Annotated in this window: 25 protein-coding genes; 17 read left to right on the top strand and 8 right to left on the bottom strand. The window is 44.5% G+C overall.

Translation table 11 applies throughout. The features are described 5' to 3' along the window. The first annotated feature begins 98 nt into the window (after positions 1-98). The 7 genes from AAA938_RS00340 (at position 99) to coaE (ending at position 5336) form a co-directional block, all read left to right on the top strand. The gene (locus tag AAA938_RS00340) at positions 99-1199 is read left to right on the top strand and encodes a Glu/Leu/Phe/Val dehydrogenase dimerization domain-containing protein (RefSeq protein ID WP_338226655.1); all 1101 of its coding nucleotides are present in this window, start codon (positions 99-101) and stop codon (positions 1197-1199) included. A 118-nt stretch (positions 1200-1317) separates the two neighbouring features. After that, a complete protein-coding gene (nusB, locus tag AAA938_RS00335) occupies positions 1318-2502 on the top strand; it encodes a transcription antitermination factor NusB (RefSeq protein ID WP_338226654.1) in 1185 nt (394 codons plus the stop codon). Positions 2503-2509: 7 nt separating this feature from the next. Beyond that, complete coding sequence (locus AAA938_RS00330; RefSeq protein ID WP_338226653.1) at positions 2510-2812, top strand: YtxH domain-containing protein; 303 nt, start codon at positions 2510-2512, stop codon at positions 2810-2812. A 97-nt stretch (positions 2813-2909) separates the two neighbouring features. Next, on the top strand, positions 2910-3443 hold the full coding sequence (locus AAA938_RS00325; protein WP_338226652.1) for a DUF1573 domain-containing protein: 534 nt from the start codon (positions 2910-2912) through the stop codon (positions 3441-3443). Positions 3444-3447: 4 nt separating this feature from the next. After that, on the top strand, positions 3448-3765 hold the full coding sequence (gene yajC / locus AAA938_RS00320) for a preprotein translocase subunit YajC (RefSeq protein ID WP_338221240.1): 318 nt from the start codon (positions 3448-3450) through the stop codon (positions 3763-3765). Positions 3766-3772: 7 nt separating this feature from the next. Continuing rightward, positions 3773-4741 carry a YbbR-like domain-containing protein gene (locus AAA938_RS00315; protein WP_338226651.1) on the top strand — a complete coding sequence of 323 codons (969 nt, stop codon included), beginning with the start codon at positions 3773-3775 and terminating at the stop codon, positions 4739-4741. Further along, on the top strand, positions 4731-5336 hold the full coding sequence (coaE, locus tag AAA938_RS00310; RefSeq protein WP_338226650.1) for a dephospho-CoA kinase: 606 nt from the start codon (positions 4731-4733) through the stop codon (positions 5334-5336). The genes AAA938_RS00315 and coaE overlap by 11 nt, the downstream gene beginning before the upstream one ends. A 1-nt stretch (position 5337) precedes the next feature. Here coaE and AAA938_RS00305 read toward each other — a convergent pair whose 3' ends face one another. From AAA938_RS00305 to AAA938_RS00295, 3 genes are all read right to left on the bottom strand, one after another. Then, entirely contained in the window at positions 5338-5766 is a 429-nt protein-coding gene (locus tag AAA938_RS00305) for a nuclear transport factor 2 family protein (protein ID WP_338226649.1), read from the bottom strand. Between the two features lie 168 nt (positions 5767-5934). Continuing rightward, complete coding sequence (serS, locus tag AAA938_RS00300) at positions 5935-7206, bottom strand: serine--tRNA ligase (RefSeq protein ID WP_338226648.1); 1272 nt, start codon at positions 7204-7206, stop codon at positions 5935-5937. Between the two features lie 38 nt (positions 7207-7244). Further along, complete coding sequence (locus AAA938_RS00295; RefSeq protein WP_338226647.1) at positions 7245-8015, bottom strand: hypothetical protein; 771 nt, start codon at positions 8013-8015, stop codon at positions 7245-7247. A 78-nt stretch (positions 8016-8093) separates the two neighbouring features. Between AAA938_RS00295 and AAA938_RS00290 the strand changes: the two genes are divergently transcribed. The 10 genes from AAA938_RS00290 (at position 8094) to trxA (ending at position 18048) form a co-directional block, all read left to right on the top strand. Next, complete coding sequence (locus tag AAA938_RS00290) at positions 8094-9071, top strand: isopenicillin N synthase family dioxygenase (protein ID WP_338226646.1); 978 nt, start codon at positions 8094-8096, stop codon at positions 9069-9071. Position 9072: 1 nt separating this feature from the next. Continuing rightward, complete coding sequence (chrA, locus tag AAA938_RS00285; RefSeq protein WP_338226645.1) at positions 9073-10272, top strand: chromate efflux transporter; 1200 nt, start codon at positions 9073-9075, stop codon at positions 10270-10272. 80 nt (positions 10273-10352) lie between these two features. Further along, complete coding sequence (locus tag AAA938_RS00280; protein WP_338226644.1) at positions 10353-11018, top strand: CBS domain-containing protein; 666 nt, start codon at positions 10353-10355, stop codon at positions 11016-11018. An 88-nt stretch (positions 11019-11106) separates the two neighbouring features. Continuing rightward, a complete protein-coding gene (locus AAA938_RS00275; RefSeq protein ID WP_338226643.1) occupies positions 11107-11982 on the top strand; it encodes an NAD kinase in 876 nt (291 codons plus the stop codon). A gap of 91 nt (positions 11983-12073) precedes the next feature. Further along, on the top strand, positions 12074-12835 hold the full coding sequence (gene porG / locus AAA938_RS00270; RefSeq protein ID WP_338226642.1) for a type IX secretion system protein PorG: 762 nt from the start codon (positions 12074-12076) through the stop codon (positions 12833-12835). A gap of 80 nt (positions 12836-12915) precedes the next feature. Then, positions 12916-13653 (top strand): isoprenyl transferase, encoded by a 738-nt coding sequence (locus tag AAA938_RS00265; RefSeq protein ID WP_338226641.1) that lies wholly within the window; start codon positions 12916-12918, stop codon positions 13651-13653. Between the two features lie 7 nt (positions 13654-13660). Next, positions 13661-16360 (top strand): BamA/OMP85 family outer membrane protein, encoded by a 2700-nt coding sequence (locus tag AAA938_RS00260; protein ID WP_338226640.1) that lies wholly within the window; start codon positions 13661-13663, stop codon positions 16358-16360. 91 nt (positions 16361-16451) lie between these two features. Further along, positions 16452-16979: an OmpH/Skp family outer membrane protein gene (locus AAA938_RS00255; protein ID WP_338226639.1), complete on the top strand. Its 528-nt coding sequence runs from the start codon at positions 16452-16454 to the stop codon at positions 16977-16979. Positions 16980-17064: 85 nt separating this feature from the next. Then, positions 17065-17622, top strand: a complete 558-nt coding sequence (locus AAA938_RS00250; protein WP_338226638.1) for an OmpH/Skp family outer membrane protein — start codon at positions 17065-17067, stop codon at positions 17620-17622. Between the two features lie 120 nt (positions 17623-17742). Then, positions 17743-18048: a thioredoxin gene (gene trxA, locus AAA938_RS00245; protein WP_338226637.1), complete on the top strand. Its 306-nt coding sequence runs from the start codon at positions 17743-17745 to the stop codon at positions 18046-18048. A gap of 34 nt (positions 18049-18082) precedes the next feature. Here the strand turns inward: trxA and AAA938_RS00240 are convergent, their stop codons facing one another. The 5 genes from AAA938_RS00240 to AAA938_RS00220 form a co-directional block, all read right to left on the bottom strand. Continuing rightward, positions 18083-19417, bottom strand: coding sequence for a pseudouridine synthase (locus AAA938_RS00240; protein WP_338226636.1), 1335 nt, complete (start codon positions 19415-19417; stop codon positions 18083-18085). Positions 19418-19546: 129 nt separating this feature from the next. Next, entirely contained in the window at positions 19547-20353 is an 807-nt protein-coding gene (gene murQ, locus AAA938_RS00235; RefSeq protein WP_338226635.1) for an N-acetylmuramic acid 6-phosphate etherase, read from the bottom strand. Continuing rightward, positions 20350-21192 (bottom strand): N-acetylglucosamine kinase, encoded by an 843-nt coding sequence (locus tag AAA938_RS00230; RefSeq protein WP_338226634.1) that lies wholly within the window; start codon positions 21190-21192, stop codon positions 20350-20352. The genes murQ and AAA938_RS00230 overlap by 4 nt, the downstream gene beginning before the upstream one ends. Next, positions 21189-21416: a cytochrome b5 domain-containing protein gene (locus AAA938_RS00225; protein ID WP_338226633.1), complete on the bottom strand. Its 228-nt coding sequence runs from the start codon at positions 21414-21416 to the stop codon at positions 21189-21191. The genes AAA938_RS00230 and AAA938_RS00225 overlap by 4 nt, the downstream gene beginning before the upstream one ends. Beyond that, positions 21416-22567, bottom strand: coding sequence for a formimidoylglutamase (locus tag AAA938_RS00220; protein ID WP_338226632.1), 1152 nt, complete (start codon positions 22565-22567; stop codon positions 21416-21418). Before AAA938_RS00220 ends, AAA938_RS00225 begins: the two co-directional genes overlap by 1 nt. Between the last annotated feature and the right edge of the window lie 14 nt (positions 22568-22581).

The raw sequence follows: 22581 nt of genomic DNA, 5'->3' as shown, positions 1-22581 counted from the left end.
AGTTTGCTTTGAAGGCTGATAAAAGTATTTAATTTTGTATCGGCCTGATAGCAAAGGACACAACCCAAATATAACACATTCTAAAAAGCTAAGTTCGCATGTTAGAGATTAAAACAACCGAAACGGTGAAGGAAGGATCCATATTCGGACAGATCACCACAATGGACCATGAGCAGTTGGTAGTATGCCATGATCAGGCTACAGGGCTGAAAGCACTCATCGGAATTCACAATACTATTTTGGGGCCGGCACTTGGCGGGACTAGAATGTGGCCTTATGCTACTGAAGAGGAAGCAATCACAGATGTATTGAGACTTTCCAGAGGCATGACTTTCAAAAACTCCCTGGCAGGTTTGAATCTCGGGGGCGGCAAGGCGGTCATTATCGGTGATCCCAAACTTAAAAATGAAGCTTTCCTGAGAAGGTTTGGAAGATTTGTTGAAAGCCTCGGAGGAAGATATGTAACTGCTGAGGACGTAAACATGAAGACCTCAGACATGGAGTACATTGCCATGGAGACCAATCATGTCACCGGACTTCCCCAGATCAAAGGTGGTGCGGGAGATCCTTCTCCGGTTACTGCCTATGGTGTGTACGTAGGAATGAAAGCTGCAGCAAAGAAAGCTTTTGGAAATGACTCCCTATCCGGTAAAAAAATCGCAGTTCAGGGCGTTGGACAGGTTGGAAAGTACTTGATTGACCATTTGGTAAAAGAAGGAGCCGAAATTTTCATTACTGACATTTTCGAAGACAAACTTCAGGAAGTGGCCAAAAGCAGCGGAGCTACCGTAGTAGACCCAGGTGTAATCTACGATTTGGAAATGGACATCTATGCCCCATGTGCTTTGGGTGCTACCATCAACGACCAGACGATTGACCGACTGAAATGCGCTGTCATAGCCGGTGGAGCAAACAATCAGCTGGCTGAAGAAGACAAGCACGGAAAAATCCTTATGCAGAAAGGAATTATCTATGCTCCTGATTTTCTGATCAATGCAGGTGGAGTGATCAATGTAGGTGCTGAATACTACGGCGATTACCATGAAGAACTCGTCTACAAGCAGACTGAGAAAATCTACGATACCTGTCTTTCTATTTTGAATAAATCCGAGAAAGAAAATATCCCTGCTCAAGAAGCAGCAATTAAGGCAGCCAAAGAAAGAATTGAAGCAATCGGAAGAGTAAAATTATCCTTCTGATTCTCGGCTTACTCCTTTGAAAACCCACCGATTGCAAAGAGTCGGTGGGTTTTTTGTCCTAATTACAATGGGTTTGGCACTCCCAAATTCCCTATATTTACAGCTCTTTAACACAACTATGCTCAACAGAAGAATCCTAAGGGTCAAGGCTTTTCAAAATCTCTACGCCTACGAACAATGCAAAGGATCCAACCTTAACCTAGCCAAGGACTTCATCAAAGAGTCCTTTCTTCCGGATCTCAACAGCATGGAGGTGCAGGACAAAGCCCAATTGAACAAGGAAGCAGAGCAAGCCCTCCGCCTTTTTGATCAAAACCTGGAAAACCCACAACTTTTGGGAGCAACAGATGCCAGTCCGAAGATCAAGAAAGTGGTCTTGGAAGCACTCAAGCAATTCCAAAAAGCCAATGAAAAGGATCAGCAGTTTCTCCTGAAAAACATGGTGGCTTCTGCTGAGCGAATCCCCCAACTTTACCTCCTAGCAATTGAGCTTTTACAGGCATTTGCACAGCATGTGGAGAAGGACTTTGCTAAAAAGAAAAAACTGGCAGGAGACAGCCCGGTTGGCTTTGGAAATGAACTGAACCTGGCAAAAAATCAAGTCTTGGCAAAAATCCGGGAGTCACAGGACTACCAAAATGCCCTCATCAGACACCAAGTCAATCTCGACGACATCGAACTGGAGATAAAAGAGTGGTTTAGGGATTACATCAAGCCAAGCGAGATTTATCAGGCTTATTTACAAATTGCCGAGCCTACTGTGGAGCAAGATTACGAGCTGGCAGATGATCTGCTCAAAAAGATCATTTTCAAAAATGAAGTAATGCTCAACTTCTTTTCAGAAAAGGATCTGAATTGGACTGAAAACAAATCTGTGGTGAGAAGTTTGGCTTCCAAGGTTTTGAAAAATGCGTCCAATATCTCTGATTCTGAGGACAACCAACTTCCCGAAATCGCCATGAACTGGGACGAAGACAGGGAATTTTTTCAAAATATCTTTAACTTCACCATCGAAAACGATGCGAAAAGCAAAGCGCTGATCGCACAAAAAACCAAAAACTGGGATATCGAACGATTGGCCTTTACCGACAAAGTGATCATCTCCATGGCACTTGCCGAGATGAAAAACTTCCCAAGTATCCCGGTAAAGGTCAGTATCAATGAATACATTGACATCTCGAAAACATATAGTACACCAAAAAGTAAGCAGTTTGTCAATGGATTACTGGATGTTTTATCGAAAGAATTAACCGAAAGCGGCCAAATACGTAAGAGTGGTCGAGGACTTTTAGACAATAAATAAGAAAACTATGAGCAAGAGCAGCAATACATTACTCGCTTTTCTAGTCGGTGCCGGAGTAGGAACCGCTTTGGGAATCCTATTTGCACCGGATACCGGAGCTAATACCAGAGATAAGCTTACCTTCAAACTCTCCAAATACCAAAAAGAGCTGGAAGAGCTGATCAAAGAGCTGGTTGAAGGAAAAGAACTTCACCTGAATGAGGCAAAGACTGAAGGCAAGAGAGTAATCAGTGAAGCCAAAAACAAAGCTGAGAACCTTCTCAGCGATGTCAATAAGCTAATTGAACAAATCAACCAAGGAAAAAACTGATTGGCAGGTAAGGTTCTGGAAACCAATCTGTAATTGACTGGGTTTTGCTGGAAGACTTTCAATTGAAAATCAGATAAAATCAAACAATTATAACCCTATGAAAATTAAATTTCTTAGCGCAATAGCTGTAGTAGCATTACTCGGCGCTTGCAACCAGAAGGACGATCAAGCTGACAAAATCAAAGCATTAGAAGAAAAAATCGCCCAACTTGAAAATTCCAACACTGCAGTAACTCCCGTAAACGTGCAGACTGCCACCACTGCTGATCCAAGCTCTTTGGGGGCATTCGAATTTAAAGAAATGGAATACGACTTTGGAACGATCAATGAAGGACAAGTAGTAGAGCATATCTTCAACTTCACCAACAACGGTCAGGCTCCATTGGTCATTTCCAACATCACTGCTTCCTGTGGATGTACTAGCCCTGACTGGACCAAGACTCCGGTAAATCCTGGAGAGACAGGTTTTGTGAAAGTAGTATTCAACTCTACTGCAAAATCCGGATCGCAGGCTCCTACCGTGACTATCCAAGCCAATACCAACCCAACAGTGACCCGATTGAGAATGAAGGGCTCTGTTACTCCAAAATTGGCTGGTGCTTCCGCTCCGGCTGGCCCTTTGAAGAGATAATCACATGCTGAATTACATCTTAGCTCAGGCTCCTGCAGGAGGAGCAGGCATTCTTGGACAGGTTTTTCTCTTTGGCTCGATTATTCTGATTATGTATTTCTTTATGATCAGACCACAGCAGAAAAAACAAAAAGAAACCAAGAAGTTTATCGAAGAAATTAAAAAAGGAGATGAAGTCGTCACCATCGGTGGAATACACGGCAAAGTAAGCAGTGTAGAAGGCGATGTAGTCTACATCGAACTGGACCGTGGACTCAAGGTGAAAGTGGAGAAATCCGCGATTTCCCTCGACTTCTCCAAAAAAACAGCTTCAACCAAATAATCGAGCTTTGCCGGATACCAAAAAATCCTCCCGTAGGATTTCTTCCCGAAAACTCTCAAATCTAAAAGTGGTAGTCCTCTGCATCCTTGCAGCTACCACTTTTTGGATTTTAAATGCCCTGAATAAGGACAATTACACGACTATTGTCGATTATCCCATTGCCTGGGAGTACGACACCGAGCGGTTTTACCCAGTAAAACCTCTTCCAAAAAGCATTCAGATTCAGATTACCGGAAATGGTTGGGATCTGTTGAGGAAATATTTTAACCTGAACGAGCCTCCCTATCCTATCCCTTTAGCCAATCCTGCTGAGAAAAAATTCCTTTTGACTTCAGACTTGAAACGATCCCTTGGAGAGTTTCTTACTCCCACCCAGTTGATCGGCCTTTTGGAGGATTCCATCCCCTATCAGATTGATCGAATTGAAACTATTTCTCTCATTCCCAAGCTGGACTCAGCCTCCTACACCTTGGCAAAAAATGCCATTATTGAAGGAGATATAGCTTTTGAGCCCAAGTCCATCACGGTCAAAGGGCCAAGCTCAGTTATCGAGCTATTCGAAGGATATTTTCCTGTTCAGTTGGACCAAAAAAACCTCGATGAGGATTTTTCTGATATCGTGGATCTTTCTTTGGAAAAATCCCTGGCGGAATTTGTGGAGCTTGAAATCCCAGAAATCAAAGTTTCTTTCTCAGTAGTCAATTTCTTGGAAGGCAACAAAAGGCTTAAGGTCAAAAAAATCAACTTCCCGAGGACAGTTTCCCTCGAGGATGAAGAAATCACTCCCGTGATGACCTATCTGGTAGATGAACGCTTTGTGGACGAGCTGAAAGAGCTGGAATTTGAAGCCGTTTTGGACTATTCCAAAAGAAACCGATCCGACAGTACCCTGAGCATTCAGGTTTCCCCTTCACCCAAGTACATCAAAGGAATCAAAGTAGAACCGGAGAAAATCCGCCTGAAATATGGACAGTAAGCAAGCTTTGAAAGTAGGAATTACAGGAGGGATCGGTTCGGGCAAATCCACGGTTTGCCGTATTTTTCACCTGTTGGGAATCCCTGTTTATTCTGCGGATGATCGGGCAAAGTGGCTCATGGAACATGACTACGTTCTCCAATCCAAAATTAGGGAGGAGTTTGGTCAGCAGGCTTACACCCAAGAAGGGGGCTTGAATAGAAAATATCTAGCAGAGCAAGTCTTTTCAGACCCTGAGAAGGTTAAAAAAATCAATTCTTTGGTCCACCCGGCAGTGGGTCTGGACTTTGAAAATTGGGCCAAGGAACAACAGACCCCTTATGTGCTCAAAGAAGCAGCTCTTCTATTCGAAACAGGCTCAGCAAGCCAGTTGGATAAACTAATCAATGTGAGCTCTCCCCTCAAAGTCCGGGTAGCCCGGGTATTGATGAGAGACCCACATCGCTCTGAAGCACAGATCAACAGCATCATCGATCAGCAGATGCCGGATGAGAAGAAAAATGAATTGGCTGACTTTGTGATCAAAAATGCAGAAAACAAACTGCTGATTCCTCAGGTATTGGAGATTCATCAAAAACTCCTCAACCTGGCCTGACTTACTTTTCCAGCGGCTTTTCCCACCAGCTTTTGTGGACTATTTTCCACTTTCCCTCCACCTTTAGTAGCGTGAGGTAGTCATAATAATAGATTCCCGGCCAGAAGAGCTCTGTCTCTGCCAAGGCCATTCCTCCGACAATCTTGATATTTTTCAACTCATTGCTGTACTCTTCAGGATTTCTTGGGCTTCCCTTGGAAGTACCTGCTTTCCACTCCGCAAAAGGCGTGACAAAAAGCTGATCTCCTCTGTAGCCGATCAGTCGTGCATCCGGTAGAAAAGCTTCTTCCAGTTTGGAGGCATCTCGTTCCATCATCCCATCAAAATATAATTGAATGGTATTGGCTATGGCTTTTTCCTCCTCAGCCTGGGATTGAGCAAAGGAAAAAAGAGGTAGAAATACCAAAATAAGTAGCAATCGCTTTTTCATGATTTTTGGAATAGAAAAGAAGAGCCTGTCTCAAAAGTGAAGTTTGTCACATTGAGCACTTGAGAGACGAGAGTCTCGAAATGGAAATGTCGTCCGGAAAGCTGGAAATGGCCTTCGACTCCGCTCAGGCTGACATCGAAACGATTTATGAGACAGCCTCTATATGATTTAGATTTTATCAAATCCCAAGTAAGGGATCAAAACCTTCGGCATCAGAATGCCTTCCGGTGTTTGGTTGTTTTCCAGAATGGATGCCACAATTCTTGGCAAGGCCAGGGCAGATCCATTGAGAGAATGAGCCAATTGGGTCTTTTTGTCTTCGCCTTTGAATCGCAATTTCAGACGATTAGTCTGATAGGTCTCAAAGTTGGAAACCGAACTTACTTCCAGCCATCTTTCCTGTGCGGCAGAGAAGACTTCCATGTCGTAAGTCAAAGCTGAGGTAAAGCCCATGTCTCCGCCACAAAGCCGAAGTACCCGATAAGGAAGCTCCAATTTTTGCAAGAGTCCCTGAACATAAGCACTCATTTCCTCCAAGGCTTGGTAAGAGTGATCAGGATGAGTAATCTGAACGATTTCCACCTTGTCAAACTGATGAAGTCTGTTTAGCCCTCTCACATGAGCTCCCCAACTGCCCGCTTCTCTTCTGAAACAAGGCGTGTAACCCACATTCCGAATGGGCAATTCTTCCTCAGAAAGAATCACATCCCGATACAAATTGGTAATTGGAACCTCGGCGGTAGGAATCAGATACAAGTTGTCTACAGTGGCATGATACATCTGCCCCTCCTTGTCCGGAAGCTGACCTGTACCATATCCCGAATCTTCATTGACCAGAATGGGAGGCTGCACCTCCACAAAACCTGCTTTTAAGGCTTCATCCAGGAAAAAATTGATCAATGCCCGCTGCAAACGGGCCCCTTTTCCTTTGTAGACAGGAAAACCTGCCCCGGTAATTTTCACTCCCAGATCAAAGTCAATGATGTCATACTTTTTGATCAGTTCCCAATGCGGCAACTTGCCCTCAAACAGAGAAGGAATGCTTCCATGCTCCAATACAATTTCGTTGTCCTCCGCACTTTTTCCCGCAGGCACACTGGAATGAGGCACATTGGGAATGGTATAAAGCAAGGCTTTGAGACTTTCTTCCGCTAGGGAGTTTTCGTCTTCCAGCCCTTTGATTTGGGATTTGATTTCGCCAGTTTTTGCTTTGGCGGCTTCTGCTTCCTCTTTTTTCCCCTCTTTCATCAACTGTCCTATCGATTTGGAGAGCGCATTGGCTTCAGCCTGAAGCTGATCTCTTTCGGTTTGGCTGGACTTTCTCCGATCATCCAAAGCAATGGCCTGATCCAAAAGCTCTTGGGCATTGGAAATGTTTCTTTTCTGCAAACCGGTAAGAACAGTAGCATAGTTCTCCCGGATTTGATTCACTAAAAGCATGAAAATGGAGGTTTAAATCTGCCGGCAAAGATAAGGACTTATCGAACAAAGACCGACTTGGTCACGAAAGAGAAAGGCCCTTCGAGTTCTTTTCCTTCCTTTCTGAGAAGTTTGACCCTGACCTGATAGTCTCCGATGGGAAGGTTTTCGACCAAAATCGGAGCCATGTGATCAATTTCGTAATGCCAATCATTGATTTCGACATTGACGATCAGTCCATCAAGTTTCATATCTCCTCCCAATACAAGGAAATCAATGATCAAATCATCACCTGCAGCTACAATTTGAGCATTCCGGGGGAAGTTCAAGGCCAAATAGGGTTCGGCTGAATAGGGAAAAGGTCGCGATTCCCCGACCAAAAAATCCCTGTCCACGTAATTTCCAAAGCTTTTTAAGGCTAAACCTTGCTCATCCACCAAGTATCCCACTACCCGGTAAGTCCCTTCGGCGAGTTCCTTTTGGAAAATAGGAGACAAATGCCCTACCGGATCTCCTCCATTGATGATATTGAAAAGTCTCGGGGATCGGATTTCGGCCTCGTAAATGGGGAAGTTCTTTACATTAAACTCAAAAGGAACTTTGCCCGGCCTAAAAACCTGATTTCCTAAAGGGGTGTAAAGCTCCAAAATAGCGTCAGGAAAAGCCGAGGAGTCCTCCAGCTGAAAGAAGGTCACCGGAGAGGTCGCCTCGACCTGCTGAACTGAATCCTGCGCTGCTACGATTACTTTTTCATTGATTCTTCTTTTCTCAGGATTGCAGGAAAACCAACCCAAGACCAAAAGCAGGAGGAATACAGGGAATTTGTTCATACAAAGAGTAAGTATTGAGTCTAAAGATATTTATTTTTGGACAATTCTAGTTGAACCCCAATTAAACCCAATTCCACAATGGAAATCCTTTTCGACGAGATCCCAAGCTTAGACCTTGCTCATTTTACCTCAGGTACTCCCGAGCAAAAAATGAATTTTGTAAAAAAGCTGGGAGAAGCTTACCAAAATATTGGCTTTGTAGCCATCAAAAATCATGGCCTATCCCAAGATCTTCAAGATCGGCTTTATCAATCCATCAAAGATTTCTTTGCCCTACCGGATGAGGTAAAGACCCAATACCAAAAGCCGGAAATAGGCTATCAAAGAGGCTATACCGGAAAAGGAAAGGAACATGCCAAAGGAAGAAATACCGGTGACTTGAAAGAATTCTACCATGTGGGACAAGAATTGGAAGCCATTCCAGATGCAGATCCTGTGAAAGGAGAGTATCCGGCCAACCTTTGGCCCAAGGAAATCCCTCAGTTCAAGCAGGATGCACTGGAAGCCTTCAGAACCTTGGAAAATGCAGGTAAGGAAATGTTGAAGGCGATTGCGCTAAATTTGGAGCTTCCTGAAGACTATTTTGAGGATAAAGTAGCTTATGGCAATTCCATCCTGAGGCAAATCCACTATTTCCCTATCGAGAATCCCGACGAAGTGCCTGCAGACGCTGTCAGAGCAGCTGAGCATGGGGACATCAACCTGATTACCCTTCTGATGGGCGCGAGCGCGGATGGATTGCAGGTATTGAGAAAAGACGGAAAATGGATTCCCATCACCGCCCTACCCGATCAGCTGGTGGTCAACGTAGGCGATATGCTGGAGCGATTGACCAATAAAAAACTGAAATCCACCATCCACCGGGTAGTCAATCCACCACGGGACAAGATGAATACCAGCCGGTACTCCATTCCGTTTTTCATGCATCCCCGATCTGAAATGGACCTGACCTGTCTGGAAAGCTGTATCGATGAAGCCAATCCCAAGCAGTTTGCTGATGCTACGGCCGGTGAGTTTTTGGAAGAAAGACTAAGAGAGCTGGGTCTCAGAAAATAAGATGTCGGTACGAAGGGTCCGATATCTTGTATTCCTCAAGGACATTCTGATCCTGTCCCTGACTTCCTTTGGAGGGCCTCAGGCTTTTTTGGCCATGCTACTTGAGCGTATGGTCAAATCCCGAGGCTATATCTCCGAGGAGGAACTTTGGGAACTCAATGCCTTGTGCAACATGCTCCCGGGCCCTTCTTCCACTCAACTGGTTTCTGCGATTGGTTTCCGCGTAGGCGGACCTAATTTGGCCTATTTGGCCTTGCTAGTCTGGATACTTCCGGCCACTTTGATCATGACTTCAGCTGCTCTCCTGATCAATTTTCTTCAGGAGAATACGCCCGGAGCCTTGAATTTTGCCAGATTTATTCAGCCCATGGCTATTGGCTTTATCATTTTTGCTGCGCAAAAAACGATCAGCAAAATGGTCAAAAGTACGGAGGCGATGATTCTGATGCTGATTTCAGCATTTGTCGCCTTCTTTTACAGTTCTCCATACATTTTTCCCATCATGCTGGTGCTTGGGGGATTAAGCACTTCGATTAAATACAAAAGCCAGCCCAAATCCGAGGAGGATAAATCCTTCTCCGTCAAGTGGGCCAACTTTTATCTTTGGGGAGGGGTCTTGATTTTGGCTGCGGTAGCCGGTGCCATCACCAAATGGCAACCTTTGCTGCTTTTCGAAAATTTCTACCGAAACGGCAGCCTGATTTTCGGAGGAGGGCAGGTTTTGGTTCCCTATCTATACACCGAATTTGTGGATTTCAAGCAGTTTTTGAGCTCGGAGGAATTTCTGACCGGCTATGCTATCTCCCAAGGGGTACCCGGGCCGACTTTTGCCATTTCTTCCTATATCGGTGCCCTTTCCATGCGGGAGTTTGGAACTTTTGGCTTTCTAATGGGAGGCTTGGTGGCTGCTGCAGGGATTTTTCTGCCTGGGATTTTTCTCATCTTCTTTGTGATCCGTTTTTGGGATCAATTGAAATTATATCGTCCGGTAAGGGCCGCTCTGGAAGGAGTCAATGCCGTCTCCTGCGGGATGCTCATTGCAGCAGCTTATCTCCTTTTCGAGCCTTTGGAAGCCAATGGGATAAATATCTTTTTCATTTTGGCAACTTATGGCCTTTTGCAGTTTTCGAAGATCTCTTCTCCTGTCATTATCCTTGGCGGGGTGATTTTGGGTATTCTGGCCAACTATTTTCTTGCCTAAGCCCCAATTAGTCCGGAGAATTGAACAGAAATCTCTCCTCGGACGTTTTTACTTCTGAATTCAATTCTTAACTTTCTCTCATGCAAGCCTACGAATTTATCAACAGTCTCATTCCACCGCTGAAACTTTCAGATCGGGCCGGCATGGCTTTGAACTGGATGGAGGAAATTCGTACTGACGCGCTTCCGGTAGTGGATGAGGGTAAATTTTTGGGTTTTGTAAGCGATGAAATCATTTTTGAAGTCAATGATCCTGATATCCTGATCAGCAAAATTGAGGTGGTCTCAGGCGCTTGTTGGGTGTATTCAGACAAGCATATTTACGATGTTTTGCGAGTATCTGCAGACGAGCATTCCAATTTGGTGGCAGTTCTAGACCGGGAAAACACCTATCTCGGAGTAATCACCATGGAGGATGCAATCGCTGCCTTCGCAGATAGCCTTTCCATCAAGTCCCAAGGCGGAGTTCTGATCCTCTCCATGGATATGTCTGACTATCATCTTTCAGAAATATCAAGACTAATCGAATCCGAAAATACCAAAGTGCTGAGCTCCTTCATCACCTCTGACCCACTGGATGAAAACAAGATCAAGCTGACCCTGAAAATGGATAAACCGGACCTCAAGCACGTAAAAGCAACCCTGGAAAGGTTCGGTTATCGGGTAATTGATCATTTTCAGGAAGAAACCGGAATCAGTGCCGATGAAGACCGAATCGGCAACTTGCTGAGATTTTTAGATATTTGATCTGTGAAATCGAGCTATTGGCCGTAATCCCAATCTTTATCGGTCAATCAAGATTCCATGTGACCTGCTAAAGAACTCCAATAATCACATGAAAATCGCCCTGCATGGCCTCGCATTGAAGGCCGAGTATTTCTCCGACGTCGAATTGCTCTTTGATCAACTGATCAAACATGAGTTTGAGATTTTCGTGACGGAGACCTTTGATCGGCTGATGAAGATGAATGGCAATCAACGGCTGAGTTATTGGGTTTTGGAAACTCAGGAGGAAATCGCCTCCATGGATTTCTTTATTTCGATTGGAGGAGACGGAACACTTTTGGACACCGTCTGCGTGGTGGGAAAGCATGAAATCCCCATCCTGGGTCTGAATACGGGGAGGCTGGGTTTCCTGGCCACAGTATCCACAGATCAGATTCGGGAAGCAGTAGGCTATTTGGCTGAAAATAATTTCCAATTGGAATCCAGGGTTTTGCTTAGCCTTCAGAGCAACAGAAAATTCTTCAATGGGATCCATTTTGCACTGAATGAATTCACCATTCACAAGCGGGATACCTCCTCCATGATCACTGTACACACCTACATTGACGGCAAATATCTCAATTCCTATTGGGCAGATGGCCTGATTGTGTCCACGCCTACCGGCTCGACAGGATATTCTTTGAGCTGTGGTGGCCCATTGATTACCCCTGGGGCAAAAAGCTTTGTGATCACTCCTGTGAGTCCTCACAACCTGAATGTCCGTCCTATCATCGTCTCGGATGATTCGGAAATCAGCTTTGAAATCGAAGGGAGAACCGATAAATTCATGATCTCTTTGGATTCAAGATCTACATCTATTTCATCAGACATCAAGCTGAGCGTGAAAAAAGAGAACTTTTCTGCAAATTTGGTAAAACTTCCTCATTACCATTTCTTTGATACACTGCGGCAGAAGTTGAATTGGGGATTTGATATGAGAAACTGAAACTTTGAGGCCATTGAGCTTAACATTAATTAACCCGTTAAATACTTATCTGCGTTTTTTAAACGTTAAGTCCTTTCTAACTTGCATCGTCTTGAAAAAGGTCAATTTTAAGATTTTCAGATATTTAGTCATTCTATTCATCGGCTTAGCAGGGAATATTTCCGAGTCAAAGGCTCAGAAATACGAAATAGGAGGAGGAATAGGTGGCGCTACCTACTCAGGGGATATCATTCGAAAAGTTGATCTGGGCCAAAGTGGCTTTCAAGGTACGTTGTTTGGCAAGAGAAATTTTGACAATGTGTGGACATTGAGGGTATCCTTGAGTACGGCTATTCTCCATGCAGACGATGAAATCGCCCCTTTGGATTTGGTAGCAAAAAGCAGAGATGCCCGATTCAGAGGAGGAGTGATTGAGGCTTCTGCGGTGATGGAGTTCAATTTCCTGGATTTCCTGCGCAATGACTCGGAGTTCCGCTGGTCGCCTTATGCCTTTTTTGGGATTGGGTTTTCCTATTTTACCATGAAGGGTCGGTATAGTGCGGAGCGATTTACTCCAGCTGATTATTATCAACTCACCTCCCCTGTGATTCCATTTGGCGGAGGAGTGAAATATAGGCTAAATGACCGATGGACATTGGCGGGAGAGCTCGGATTTAGGCCGACTTTCACGGACTATTTGGATAAAATTGATTCTAAAGCCGGGGTTTTCCTAAACTCGGAAGTAGATCCCAATATAGGAACTACCCCAACTCAGATCATCAATTTTGGAAATCCCAATACCAAGGATTGGTACTATTTCTTGGGACTCACTGTATCCTACACCTTTGCCAATGTCAAGTGCTATGCGTATTAATTAATGGACCAAAGGGCTGATAATTAAAAAAGAAATAGCATTTTTGTACCTCCAAAAAAGTAGGTACCCAAGGCATTGGAATGAAGGAACAGTTAGACCTCACTAATATCCCCCGACATATTGCGATCATCATGGACGGAAATGGCCGATGGGCCAAGAAGAAAGGCGCCATGAGAATTTTCGGACACCGGCACGCCATTCAGGCCGTGAAAGATGCAATCGAAGGTGCGGACAATCTAGGAGTAAAATACCTTACCCTGTTTTCCTTCTCCACCGAAAACTGGTCAAGACCCCAAGATGAAGTAAGAGCTCTGATGGAGCTTTTGGTTAAAACCATTATCGACGAGATCTCCCTGATGATGAAAAACAACATCAGACTGGAGGCAATCGGAGATATCCATAGTCTACCCAAGTCTGCTTACGATAAGCTCATGGAGGCTAAAGAACTGACTTCCGGTAATACCGGACTGACAGTCATCTTAGCCCTAAGCTACAGCGGACAGTGGGAACTCACCCAAGCCGTCAGGCGCATTGCTCAAAAAATCTCAACTGGTGAGCTGAAACCTGAGGAAATCACTCAGGAGATTGTGGCGGGAAATCTCGACACAGCTGGCATTCCCGACCCGGAACTGATGATCAGAACGAGCGGCGAATACAGAATCAGCAACTTCCTCCTTTGGCAACTAGCCTATACAGAGTTGTATTTCACTCCTGTTTTATGGCCGGATTTCAGGATGGAACACCTTTATGCCGCAGTGAAAGATTATCAGAAACGTGAACGTAGGTTTGGCAAAACCGGTGAGCAAGTAAAACCATAAGTTGTTGATGAAAAGAGGTTTAATTATTCTTTGTTGTTTGATCTGGTCTGTCTCGGCCATGGCACAAATCCGCTTGGGGCAAAGCCGGTACACCTCTCCACGGGCTGTCAACATCCTGGAACTGAACTATGCCAAGCCCCAAAAATTTCGCATAGCAGAAATCAAAGCAGTAGGTCTGACTACACTGGATGAGGTCGCTATCATTTCTCTTTCCGGATTGAAAGTCGATGACAGAATAGACGTTCCGGGTGATGCTATTTCCAATGCCCTCAAGAAACTCTGGGGACAAGGAATCATCGGAGACGTAAAAATCCTCGTAACCAAAATTGAAGGAGAGGACATTTACCTTTTATTGGACCTGACAGAAAGGCCTCGTTTTTCCAGAGTAGAATTTGAAGGAATCAACAAAACCCAAGAGAGTGAACTTCGGGACAAAGTCAATATCCGAGGTCGGGTAGTACGGGATGATGTTTTGAACACCGCCAAAAGAAACATTGAAAAATACTACCTGGACAAAGGGTACCTCAATACCGATGTGAAAATCTATCAGGACCGGGATACCACTTTACCTAACAGTGTCAAACTCCGATTTGATATCAATATCAACTCCAAGGTCAAAATCAACGAAATCCAATTCTACGGAAATGATGAAATCGCTGATCGAGCCCTGAAGGGTAAAATGAAAAAAACCAAGGAATATGCGAGGGTATCTATCTTCAAAGATGCTTATTCCAGACTCACTGATGCCAATTTGGAAAGTGCGAAAAACTCGCTCCTCTATACCGAACCAGCTACAAAAGAGGATTTCACCTCCTACATTCACAAGAATTTTAAACTCAACTTCCTCAACGGGTCCAAATACATTCCCAAGGAATACCGAAACGATAAAGACAACGTCATCAATTTCTACAACAGCCGAGGCTTTCGTGATGCCAAAATCATCGCAGACTCAGTCTACAATTTTTCTGATGACAAAATCAATATCGATCTGAATGTAGAAGAAGGAAGAAAGTACTTCTACCGAAACATCACCTTTACCGGTAACTACATCCACCCTAGCACCGTCCTCCTGGCAAAACTGGGAATCCAAAAAGGGGATGTCTACGACAAGGAAAAACTCCAAAAACGACTCAACTACGACCCTCAGAAGGGAGATGACGTCAGTTCCCTCTATCAAGACGACGGATATCTCTTCTTCAATATCGAGCCTGTAGAAGTCAATGTAACCGGAGATTCCATTGATCTGGAAATGCGGATCTTTGAAGGCCCTCAAGTGACAGTAAATAGCGTCAATATCAAAGGAAATGAAAGAACTTCTGACCATGTGGTGATGCGGGAAATCCGTATCCTTCCCGGGCAGAAGTTTAACCGAAGCCTTTTGGTAAGGACGATTCGGGAACTTTCCACTTTGGGCTATTTCGATCCGGAAAAAATCAATCCGGATCTCCGGCCAAACTTTGAGAATGCTACCGTGGATATCACCTTCGAGCTGGAAGAGCGACCCAATGACCAAATCGAACTTTCCGGTGGTTGGGGTGGATTCTATGGCTTCGTAGGTACAGTCGGGCTTTCTTTCAACAACTTCTCTATCCGAAACATCGGCAACTTCGATAAGTGGGATCCACTTCCGGTAGGAGATGGACAAAAGCTTTCCCTGAGAGTCCAAGCCAACGGGCGTACTTTCCAGAACTACTCCATTTCCTTGACCGAACCTTGGTTTGGAGGGAAAAAGGCGAATGCCTTAAGCTTCTCCTTTAATCACTCTGTCCAGAGACAGGTCGATTTCTTCAGTCAAAACCCAGGGGTCAATGATGATCTTGGATTCTTCAAAATCACAGGGGTAACGGTGGGCTTGGCAAAACGAGTCACTTGGCCTGATGATTACTTCAGTATCAGTAATTCGCTTCAGTTCCAAAACTATGAATTCAACCAGTTTGGAACCTCCTTTGGTCTAAGTTATCCTACAGGTACTTCCAAGAGTGTGACATTCAATACCACCATAGCGAGAAACAATGTCGATAACAATATCTATCCAAGACTGGGATCAAATATCATTTTGGGAATCAACATTACCCCTCCTTATGCTACCCTGAATGACAACATCACCTCTGAATCTCCTGACCAGGAAAAATATGCATGGCTGGAGTATCATAAGTGGATGTTTGATGCCTCTTTCTACACACCGATTTTCGGATCGAGCAAGTGGGTGGCAAGTGCAAGAGCTCACATGGGCTTCTTGGGTTCCTATGGGGATAAAATCGGCATCATTCCGTTGGAGAGATTCGTGATGGGTGGAGATGGCATGACCTTCAATAACTTTGCCCTAGGTCAGGAAATCATCGGATTGAGAGGCTATGAAAACCAAAGTATCACTCCGGGTAGAGATACCAGAGGTACTGCAAATCCTGACCCTTACGGTGGGGTGGTCTACAATAAGTACGTAATGGAAATCCGTTTCTTGGTTTCTCCTAATCCTTCGGCCACGATCTTCCTTTTGGGATTTGCTGAGGCAGGGAATAACTGGGGAGATTACAAGGACTTTAATCCATATGACCTGAAAAAGTCTGCAGGCGTAGGTGCACGAATCTTTATGCCGGCATTCGGTCTGTTGGGAGTGGATTGGGGATATGGATTTGACCCCATACCTGGACAGAGAACAGCAAGTGGACCACAATTCCACTTTACCATCGGACAGCAGTTCAGATAATCTTCCTAAGTATCGGAGCGTTAGTTAAAATATGCTAAAATAAAATTGCGATTTTCACAGAATCTAAGGCTCGGATTTTACTCCAGAAGAAATGAATAACTCACCGAAAATTGTACTTTTGCTGCTCTTTGTGCTCTTTGGCAGCCAGTTAAAGGCACAAAAGTTTGGATACATCGATTCCGAATTTATCCTAAACAAGCATCCGGACTACAAAGTCATCCAGGATGAACTCACCAAGCTGAGTAACGACTGGAAAAAGGAGGCACAAAGTTTGGATCAAGAGATCAAGGAAATGTACACTCAGCTAAAAGCTGAGGAGGTACTGCTCACTGAAGAGATGTATCAGCAGCGAATGTCAGACATCAAGGCGAAGGAAAAGACCTCGCAGGAATACAACAGCAGAATCTTCGGAATCAACGGAGTCTATTATCAGAAACAGGCAGAATTGCTTCAGCCCCTTCAGTCTAAAATCTACGATGCGATCGAAAGGGTCTCAAGAAAAAACAATCTGGCTGTGCTCTTCGATAAGGCTGCCGGACCTTCCGCGATCATTTACTCTGACCCAAGACATGATTATTCAGAATTTGTCCTGGAAGAGTTGGGAATTGATGAAAATTAATGAGTAAAAAAGGGTTAGGGCCTTTCAAAAAATTGCCTACTTCCCATTTGAATAAAAGACAAGTACAAAAACAAATCAGAACAATATGAAAGTAAAAGTCATCCTATCTGCAGTAGCCTTGCTATTCATGGGATTTGCGGCCCAGGCCCAAGAGGTAAAGATTGGTTACACCAGCGTGGAATTCATCATGGATTTGATGCCGGAAATGGAGCAAATTGGAGCTGACATCCAAGATTACCAAACTCAGCTTCAGACCAATATCCAAACTAAAGCCAATGACTTCCAGCGTCAGGTACAAGCTTACCAGCAAGCTGCTCCAACCATGACCGAAGATGCCCGTGGCGCTAAAGAAGCTGAACTGACCAAGTTACAGCAGGATCTTCAGAAATATGAGCAAGATGCTCAGGTATCCTATCAGAGAAAGCTTCAGGAGCTTTTGGAGCCGGTACAGACCAAAGTCATCAATGCCATCAATGCTGTAGCTGCAGAAAACAACTATACGCATATCTTTGCTGAGACTGCCGGACAATCTCCAATCCTTCTCTACACCAAAGAAGAAGACAAATTCACTGAGTTGGTATTGGCCAAATTGGGCCTTCAGATGCCTCAAAGACCTGCAGGTGCCGCTCCTAGCGGAAACTAATTCCAGAAAAAGGATTTAAATCAAAAGGCAGCTTTTCTCGAAAAGCTGCCTTTTTTATTTCATCCATAACTTTTAAGTGTATTGTCTTGTATCTTAAGTCTTGATTTTACTGTCTAAAGTATGCCCAAGAAAAATCCAAAAGATATCATCTCTCAAAGTCAGGACGCGGTTTTGGTGGATTTTTATGCGGATTGGTGCGGCCCCTGTCAGACGATGAATCCGGCATTGGAAGAAGCCTTGGCCGAGTTGGGAGGGAAAATCAAACTTTTCAAAATCAATGTGGACAAGCATCCCCAACTCAGTCAGCAGTTTGCCATCCGCTCTATTCCCCATTATATATTGTTTAAGCGGGGGAAAATCCTCTGGAGAAAAGCTGGAATCCTGACCAAAAGAGAATTGGTTCAGCAGCTCAAAGGATTTTGCTAGGGTATAAAAAAAGCCCCTCTCGGAGCTTTTTACTTTATAGATAGTACTTCAGTCGAATGACTTCCTTCTCGGTAAGAAATCGGTAATTTCCGCGCTTCAAGTCTTTTTTATCCAACCCTGCAAACATAACCCTATCCAAAGCAGTCACCTCATAGCCCAAATGGGCAAACAGCCTGCGTACAATACGGTTTCGGCCAATATGAATCTCCAAACCGAGAATCGTCCGATCTTTGGACAGGACTTGCATATCATCCACTTTCACGTCTCCATCCTCCAAGGTCAAGCCTTCCAAAATCTGCTCCTCATCCTTGTGAGTAAGAGGCTTGTCCAAGGTAACTTGATAAATCTTCTTGATCTGATTGGAAGGATGGGAAAGCTTGGCTGCTAATTCTCCATCGTTGGTAAATAAAAGAAGACCGGTAGTATTACGATCCAAGCGACCGACAGGGAAGATCCGCTCCTCACAGGCATTGGCTACCAGGTTCATGACCGTTTTTCTTTCCATAGGGTCATTGGTCGTGGTAATGAAATCCTTGGGCTTATTCAGCAACACATAAACCGGCTTTTCGGGATTGATCCGCTTTCCCTGGAAAATCACCCGGTCCGTCTTCTTCACCTTTCGACCCAGTTCGGTCACCACTTCTCCATTCACCGTCACCATGCCTTTGGTAATCAGTTCATCCGCTTCTCTACGGCTACAAATACCCGAATTGGAGATGTATTTATTCAATCGGATTTGCCCATCTTCACCCCCATCCTGAGCTTTTTTGCCCGGGATATCGCTGAAGTTATAGTCTGGTCTTTCCGGATTCAATTCCTGCTTTCGCACTCGGTTTTTGCCAAAGCCTCTTTTTACTTCGCTCCTTTCAGAGAAGCTTTCCCTTTTTTGAATCTCAAATCTTGGCTTTTCATCTTTTCCTCTTCCTTTGTAGACTTTTCTTTCAGTACCTTCTTGGGAGAAGTTCTTACGAAAGGGCTTATCAGACTCTTCATTTCGCTTTTCAATCTTTTTGCCTGAAAAGTCCTCTCGCTTTGGACGGTCTGACTTTGGGGAAAAGGGCTTTTTGAAAGACTGCTTTTTCTCTTCGAAGTCAAAGTCTTTGGAAAACTTCCCCCCTCTGCTTGGCTTCTTTTCATCTCTGCTAAAGCCACTGGTCTTTTCTTCTCCTTTGAAAAATCGACCTTTTGGTTTGTCTCCAAAATCCGACTTGGAATCAAACTTCCTTTCCGGTTTGTCAAATGATTTCTTCTGGAATTCCCCTTTTCCTGCCTTTTTGGAAGGAAAATCAGACTTTTTCTTGAATTGGGAAGAATCAGAATCCTGATTGTCTGAGTTAAAAAATGGTTTTCTAGGATTGTTTTTTTTCATCGTTTTGCAGCATCCCTGCTGTAGTTAGGTTTTTGAAATAAATTACTGAAATCCAGTGATTTAATGAGGGTGCAAAGATACGGCTAATTCGGATATTTTGCAGACCCTGATTCAATCTTTCCGTATATCTTACTTTTTATAGAAAAAGGCAGTGGCATTTCTCACCGAACCATGCGTAAGCAAAAGGTCTTGAGCTACTTCATAGGACACGCCCGTTGCCTCCATGATCATTTTGGTACCTCTATCGACCAGTTTTGCATTGGACAGCTGCATATCCACCATCTTGTTACCTTTCACTCTTCCCAGCTTGATCATGACGGAAGTAGAAATCATATTGAGTACCAACTTTTGGGCAGTTCCTGATTTCATCCGGGTACTTCCGGTGACAAATTCAGGCCCTACCACTACCTCAATAGGGTACTCCACTGCCTGAGAGAGCGGAGAATCCGGATTGCAGGTAATGCAGCCGGTAAGCAAGCCCTTTTCTCTTGCCTGTTTTACTCCTCCAATCACATAAGGAGTGGTGCCCGAAGCAGCAATTCCTATCACAGTATCCAGTTCAGAAAACCCATAATCTAGAATATCTTTCCAGGCCTGCTCTGGATCATCTTCTGCATTCTCTACAGCCTTTCGAATGGCGGCATCTCCTCCTGCGATGAGCCCAATCACCCAATCGTGAGGCACTCCATAGGTAGGAGGACACTCGGAAGCATCCAAAATACCCAGTCTACCGCTTGTTCCCGCTCCTATGTAAAATAGCCGCCCGCCTTCCTGCATCCTTGGCACAATCTGCTCAACCAAGGCTGCAATGGCAGGAATCTTCTCCTTGACTGCAGGGGCCACTTTATGGTCCTCTTCATTGATAGACAGGAGAAGTTGTGCGACCTCCATTTTTTCCAGGTTGTCGTATAGAGAATTGCTTTCAGTGACTTTCATAGGAGTTCTTGATGGTACAGGGTTAAGCCTGCGATTGGATTTTCGATAATTATGGAGGCTTGGATGCCGCGATCTAGTGCGGCTTTTCTTAGGATATCCCCATTGTAGTAGGCGATAGACCCTACAAAGTTGACCGGTTTATTTTGGTAATCCTTGTATTTGCAGACATGCTTGTCAAAGAATGCCATAAAGGAAGAATAAAATAGGCCATAGCAATAAGGGTCCGACTTATGCTCTGAAATGAATTTGCAGAAACTGGCCATATACCGACTGGGAAAAGGCTGACGATATACATGATCCTGAATGATGTTTTGAGAAAAGTGAAACCGCTCTATCGCCGCTTCTCTAATATTTTGGGGCATTTCTTCATGGATAAAATCGATGAGGAACCTTTTTCCGATGAAAGCACCTCCACCTTCGTCTCCCAAAATATAACCTGCCGCAGGCCGGGTATCAATGATCTCTTTCCCGTCATAATCACAGCTGTTGGAGCCCGTGCCCAGAATACAGGCAATCCCTGGTTTGTGTCCGCAAGTTGCTCTCGCCGCCGCAGACAAATCATGATCTATTGCTATTTCAGCACTGGGAAAAAGGGATAATAAGGCTTGCTTTACTTCTTCCTTTCTATCCGGAGCAGAACAGCCCGCTCCATAAAAAAACACTTGCCCGATCTCATCCACAGCATTGACGAGAAAATCCTCTCTCAACTGAAGGGCCATTTCCTCAGAGGTCATGTAGTAGGGATTAAAACCCACTCCACGATGTTGACTTATCTTACCATCCTTATGGATGATTCTCCAGTCCGTTTTACTGGAACCGCTATCTGCTATCAGTATCATATGAGAAGACCTATGGCCTGAAATTTTTCAAAAACTTTTTCAGTATGTGGGGCATCCCTTAGCTCCTCAGTCAAATCCTGCCCTGCCCAATGTTCGTAATGTTTTCCTCTAGCCCAAAGCCTGGAAGAGCTCACATCGTAAATCACTCCTCGGAAGGCCACCCAAATCTCGGGTTTATCCTGCCCATTTCTCAGAGCAAGCTGTTGTTTGGTGAAATTTTTCATCAGAAAAACTTCACTTGGGCATTGATCCAGCGCTCCGGCACCTCCCCTTTTTGGGCGATTTGGTAGTCGGAATAGCTGCAAGGGACCGTACTTACCCGGTCAAATCGCTGGATTTCATTTTGGGGAATTTCCATCCACCATTTCCCGCTTTTTTTACTTTTATAGAAAACGAGGGTATTGGGCTTGGTGTCCAAAGAGACGGTGTACTTGATGTAATCCGTGCTTTTGAAAGAAAGACTGTCCTTGCGATTGTAAAACCCTTCCACAAAATACCAGATCATCACAGCTGCTACCTTAGCTGTCTTATTCGCAGCATCGTCAAAGTAAGGATCGTAGCCAAAAAGCCCAAAAGAGCTCAGTTTCTCATTAGTCCCGGCAAACCAACAAATCTGACAGGCTTCTTCTCCTGAGAGACCAAAAGGCTGGGCATCAACTGCCCCGGGAGCATCTGCCGACTGGATGGCACTGAGATCAAAGCTTAACAAATCCGCATCCCGAACCAAGGGTTCCACTTCTTTGAACCCATCTCTCAACTGCCCCAAGCGTACATGGTCAAAATACAACTTCTCCATGACATTGATCAGCGTAGGGTCAACCAAGAAGCTTTGATACGCCAAGTGAGAGTAAGAAAAAAGAAAATTAGGCTGATGTAGCACAATCTCCTGAGTATGGCGCGTATCTTCTGGTCCTTGCTCTTCCATATCCACTTTGGCGTCTACGGTGACTAGGTTGACCAGCTTTTTCAATTTTTGGTAAGCCAAATACTGCCCAAAATCCAAGTCATGAGTCCCGCCAAAGAAAACGGGAAGGATCTGCTGCTTCATCAGGTATTCTCCCACCTGCCGAACAGCCTGGTAGGTATCATTCAAGGTTTCCCCCGAAATAATATCCCCCAAATCCGCCATTCGGTAAGGGGCCATTCCTTTTTTGAGTTCATACAATTTCTCCCGGATTTCTGTGCTTCCCCTTGAAACACTTTCGGCTTTTGCCGTTCCACGGCTTTCCTTTAATCCAACAAAGGCAATCTGAATCCCCTTCAAATCGGGAAATTTCTCACCATGGATGTGGATTTGATGGAAAAAGGAATTTTCAGAATAGCTTTTCTCCAGAAGGTACTCAGCGACGGGTTCAAAAAAAGAGTGAATATTCATGTATCGGTGATCTG

The organism is Algoriphagus taiwanensis, assembly GCF_036245645.1.
GTDB lineage: Bacteria > Bacteroidota > Bacteroidia > Cytophagales > Cyclobacteriaceae > Algoriphagus > Algoriphagus taiwanensis.
Note: the sequence above shows the minus strand (reverse complement) of the source record. Positions and strands in the feature narration are given on the sequence as shown.